This window comes from Halopseudomonas pelagia CL-AP6 (assembly GCF_000410875.1).
Taxonomy (GTDB): Bacteria; Pseudomonadota; Gammaproteobacteria; order Pseudomonadales; family Pseudomonadaceae; genus Halopseudomonas; species Halopseudomonas pelagia.
In genome coordinates, this window is sequence record NZ_AROI01000050.1 from 1 (window position 1) to 3,666 (window position 3,666).

Consider the following 3,666-nt stretch of genomic DNA (forward strand, 5'->3'; position numbering starts at 1 on the left):
CACTGTTTCCAGGCGGGGCTATTCAGTATAAGCGCTTGACGATGACCTACTCTCACATGGGGAAACCCCACACTACCATCGGCGATGCATCGTTTCACTTCTGAGTTCGGGATGGGATCAGGTGGTTCCAATGCTCTATGGTCGTCAAGCAATTCGTTGCTGTGCGTTGTTGAGTCCACACGGCGTAAAGGGGTGGGTCGGTGATAGAAATGATTGTTGCTGGTAACTGTCATCTCAATCCAAGTTCGGATTGTCGTTCATCGGTGTCATGACCACACCAAATTGCTTGGGTGTTATATGGTCAAGCCACACGGGCAATTAGTACTGGTTAGCTCAACGCCTTGCAACGCTTACACACCCAGCCTATCAACGTCGTAGTCTTCGACGGCCCTTTAGGGGAGTCAAGCTCCCGGTGAGATCTCATCTTGAGGCAAGTTTCCCGCTTAGATGCTTTCAGCGGTTATCTTTTCCGAACGTAGCTACCCGGCAATGCCACTGGCGTGACAACCGGAACACCAGGGGTTCGTCCACTCCGGTCCTCTCGTACTAGGAGCAGCCCCTCTCAAATCTCAAACGTCCACGGCAGATAGGGACCGAACTGTCTCACGACGTTCTAAACCCAGCTCGCGTACCACTTTAAATGGCGAACAGCCATACCCTTGGGACCGGCTTCAGCCCCAGGATGTGATGAGCCGACATCGAGGTGCCAAACACCGCCGTCGATATGAACTCTTGGGCGGTATCAGCCTGTTATCCCCGGAGTACCTTTTATCCGTTGAGCGATGGCCCTTCCATACAGAACCACCGGATCACTAAGACCTACTTTCGTACCTGCTCGACGTGTGGGTCTCGCAGTCAAGCGCACTTTTGCCTTTATACTCTACGCACGATTTCCGACCGTGCTGAGTGCACCTTCGTACTCCTCCGTTACTCTTTGGGAGGAGACCGCCCCAGTCAAACTACCCACCATACACTGTCCTCGATCCGGATAACGGACCAGAGTTAGAACCTCAAAGTTGTCAGGGTGGTATTTCAAGGTTGGCTCCACGTGAACTAGCGTCCACGCTTCAAAGCCTCCCACCTATCCTACACAGACAAATTCAAAGTCCAGTGCAAAGCTATAGTAAAGGTTCACGGGGTCTTTCCGTCTAGCCGCGGATACACTGCATCTTCACAGCGATTTCAATTTCACTGAGTCTCGGGTGGAGACAGCGCCGCCATCATTACGCCATTCGTGCAGGTCGGAACTTACCCGACAAGGAATTTCGCTACCTTAGGACCGTTATAGTTACGGCCGCCGTTTACCGGGGCTTCGATCAAGAGCTTCGCCGAAGCTAACCCCATCAATTAACCTTCCGGCACCGGGCAGGCGTCACACCCTATACGTCCACTTTCGTGTTTGCAGAGTGCTGTGTTTTTAATAAACAGTTGCAGCGGCCTGGTATCTTCGACCGGCATGGGCTTACGTAGTAAATACTTCACCCTCACCGGCGCACCTTCTCCCGAAGTTACGGTGCCATTTTGCCTAGTTCCTTCACCCGAGTTCTCTCAAGCGCCTTGGTATTCTCTACCTGACCACCTGTGTCGGTTTGGGGTACGATTTCTAGTTACCTGAAGCTTAGAGGCTTTTCCTGGAAGCATGGCATCAACCACTTCTCTTTCTAAAAGAAAGATCGTCATCAGTTCTCGGCCTTGATCTCCCGGATTTACCTAAGAAATCAGCCTACCACCTTAAACACGGACTACCAACGCCGTGCTGGCCTAGCCTTCTCCGTCCCCCCATCGCAGTAACTACAAGTACGGGAATATTAACCCGTTTCCCATCGACTACGCCTTTCGGCCTCGCCTTAGGGGTCGACTCACCCTGCGTCGATTAACGTTGCGCAGGAACCCTTGGTCTTCCGGCGTGGGAGTTTTTCACTCCCATTGTCGTTACTCATGTCAGCATTCGCACTTCTGATACCTCCAGCCAACTTCTCAATTGACCTTCACAGGCTTACAGAACGCTCCTCTACCGCTCATCCTAAGATGAACCCGTAGCTTCGGTGTATGGTTTGAGCCCCGTTAAATCTTCCGCGCAGGCCGACTCGACTAGTGAGCTATTACGCTTTCTTTAAAGGATGGCTGCTTCTAAGCCAACCTCCTAGCTGTCTAAGCCTTCCCACATCGTTTCCCACTTAACCATAACTTTGGGACCTTAGCTGACGGTCTGGGTTGTTTCCCTTTTCACGACGGACGTTAGCACCCGCCGTGTGTCTCCCGTGCTGACACTCACTGGTATTCGGAGTTTGCATGGGGTTGGTAAGTCGGGATGACCCCCTAGCCCAAACAGTGCTCTACCCCCAGTGGTGATACACGAGGCGCTACCTAAATAGCTTTCGAGGAGAACCAGCTATCTCCGAGCTTGATTAGCCTTTCACTCCTATCCACAAGTCATCCGCTAACTTTTCAACGGTAGTCGGTTCGGTCCTCCAGTTGATGTTACTCAACCTTCAACCTGCCCATGGATAGATCGCCCGGTTTCGGGTCTATACCCTGCGACTAAACGCCCTATTAAGACTCGGTTTCCCTACGCCTCCCCTAGACGGTTAAGCTCGCCACAGAATATAAGTCGCTGACCCATTATACAAAAGGTACGCAGTCACCCAACAAGTGGGCTCCCACTGCTTGTACGCATACGGTTTCAGGATCTATTTCACTCCCCTCACAGGGGTTCTTTTCGCCTTTCCCTCACGGTACTGGTTCACTATCGGTCAGTCAGGAGTATTTAGCCTTGGAGGATGGTCCCCCCATGTTCAGACAACGTTTCACGTGCGCCGTCCTACTCGATTTCACACTAGAGAGCTTTTCGTGTACGGGGCTATCACCCACTATGGCGGCCATTTCCAGGACCTTCCACTAAACTCTAAAATGCTTAAGGGCTGCTCCCCGTTCGCTCGCCGCTACTTGGGGAATCTCGGTTGATTTCTTTTCCTCGGGGTACTTAGATGTTTCAGTTCCCCCGGTTCGCCTCACACACCTATGTATTCAGTGTGTGATACCTAGCTTATGCTAAGTGGGTTTCCCCATTCAGAGATCTCCGGATCAAAGTCTGTTTGCCGACTCCCCGGAGCTTATCGCAGGCTACAACGTCTTTCATCGCCTCTGACTGCCAAGGCATCCACCGTATGCGCTTATTCACTTGACCATATAACCCCAAACAATCTGTCGTTAGCCGAAGCTAGCGCCGATCATTCAAAGCGATATGTCATGACATGATTCACGACAATCCGGAACTTGCGTTGAGATTACAAGTTACCTTAGCCATAACAGATCGCAGTGAAACGTCTGTTATGTCTATCATTTCTATCACTTTCCCACATTGTTAAAGAGCGACTGGCACAAAGACCAGACATCAACAATCCACTCGGAGCCTTCCCGGTGATTGTTCATGTATGAACTCTGGCGTCTAGCGATTGGTTGTCTCTAACCTACTGCGTCTTGGTGGAGCCAAGCGGGATCGAACCGCTGACCTCCTGCGTGCAAGGCAGGCGCTCTCCCAGCTGAGCTATGGCCCCTTTTTCAAGACCTTCACACCTCGACAATTGGTGGGTCTGGGCAGATTCGAACTGCCGACCTCACCCTTATCAGGGGTGCGCTCTAACCAACTGAGCTACAGACCCAATT

The 3,666-nt window shown here is 51.8% G+C and carries 2 tRNA genes and 2 rRNA genes; all 4 read right to left on the bottom strand.

Annotated elements, in window-relative coordinates:
* Positions 1-33: 33 nt before the first annotated feature.
* Positions 34-149: ribosomal RNA gene (gene rrf / locus K787_RS0120955) — 5S ribosomal RNA — on the bottom strand.
* A 148-nt stretch (positions 150-297) separates the two neighbouring features.
* A 23S ribosomal RNA gene (locus K787_RS0120960) occupies positions 298-3,187 on the bottom strand.
* A 294-nt stretch (positions 3,188-3,481) separates the two neighbouring features.
* Positions 3,482-3,557, bottom strand: a tRNA-Ala gene (locus K787_RS0120965).
* Positions 3,558-3,585: 28 nt separating this feature from the next.
* Positions 3,586-3,662 (bottom strand) — tRNA-Ile (locus K787_RS0120970).
* Positions 3,663-3,666: the final 4 nt, after the last annotated feature.